We start from the raw sequence: 1,264 nt of genomic DNA, 5'->3' as shown, positions 1-1,264 counted from the left end.
ATCTCTTACTGACACAGCCGGGATGTTTTGCGCCGAGCTTTTCCGGAGAGACGCTTGAGGTTGACATGACATCTCTTGCCCGTGAAGAAGCAGAACGTCATGTATCTGCTTCTATTAGCGGCGGATCTCTCGCCTATGTCATCTATACGTCTGGCTCCACCGGGCAGCCAAAAGGGGTAGCCGTCGAGCACCGCCAGGCTGTTTCCTTTCTGACCGGCATGCAGCACCAGTTTCCGCTTCAGGAAGATGACATTGTCATGGTGAAAACCTCTTTTTCCTTTGATGCGTCTGTGTGGCAGCTGTTTTGGTGGTCGCTTTCCGGTGCTTCGGCTTATCTGGTTCCTCCGGGCTGGGAGAAAGATCCGGCATTGATCGTAAAAGCCATTCATCAGGAAAACGTGACAACGGTTCATTTTATTCCGGCTATGCTGAACAGTTTTCTCGATCAAGCGGAAATCGCAACACTAAGTGACGGGACAAGCCTGAAGCGTGTATTCGCCGGAGGTGAACCGCTTGCACCCCGTATGGCAGCGCGATTTGCTTCTTTATTGCCTGAGGTATCGCTGATCCATGGCTATGGGCCGACAGAAGCAACGGTTGACGCGGCATTCTACATGTTGGACCCAGAGCGGGACAGGGACCGCTTTAGGATTCCGATCGGGAAGCCTGTACCCGGTGCGCGTTTGTATGTTTTAGATCCCCATTTAGCCGTACAGCCCTTAGGTGTCTCCGGTGAACTGTACATTGCTGGAGCGGGTGTGGCCAGAGGCTATCTGAATCGGCCGGCCTTAACGGAGGAGCGTTTTCTTGAGGATCCCTTTTACCCGGGGGAACGCATGTACAAAACAGGGGATATAGCCCGCTGGCTCCCTGACGGGAATATGGAATTCCTCGGCCGCACGGATGATCAGGTGAAAATCCGTGGTTACCGGATTGAGCCTGGAGAAATTGAAGCGGCGCTTAGAAGCATAGAAGGCATAAGGGAGGCGGCCGTTACCGTACGGACAGACAGCGGCGAGCCGGAATTATGCGCTTATATAGAAGGACTCCCGAGAAACGAAGTGCGGGCGCAGCTGGAGAGACGGCTGCCGGGCTACATGATCCCAGCCCATATGATCGAGATGGAACAGTGGCCGGTTACGCCAAGCGGAAAGCTGGACCGGAACGCCCTGCCAGCTCCTAACGGAGCGGCAGATGCGGAGGCCTACACAGCGCCAAGAAATGTGACCGAGATGAAGCTTGCCCAGCTGTGGGAAGACGTCCT

General features: G+C 54.9%; 1 protein-coding gene. It reads left to right on the top strand.

Annotated elements, in window-relative coordinates; genetic code table 11:
- Positions 1-1,264, top strand: a 1,264-nt coding sequence (locus tag ACQXR1_RS22090) for an amino acid adenylation domain-containing protein (protein ID WP_430772879.1), incomplete at both ends; no start/stop codon positions are given.

This window comes from Bacillus sp. ATD, from assembly GCF_050585765.1.
Classification (GTDB): Bacteria; Bacillota; Bacilli; order Bacillales; family Bacillaceae; genus Bacillus; species Bacillus stercoris.
Note: the sequence above shows the minus strand (reverse complement) of the source record. Positions and strands in the feature narration are given on the sequence as shown.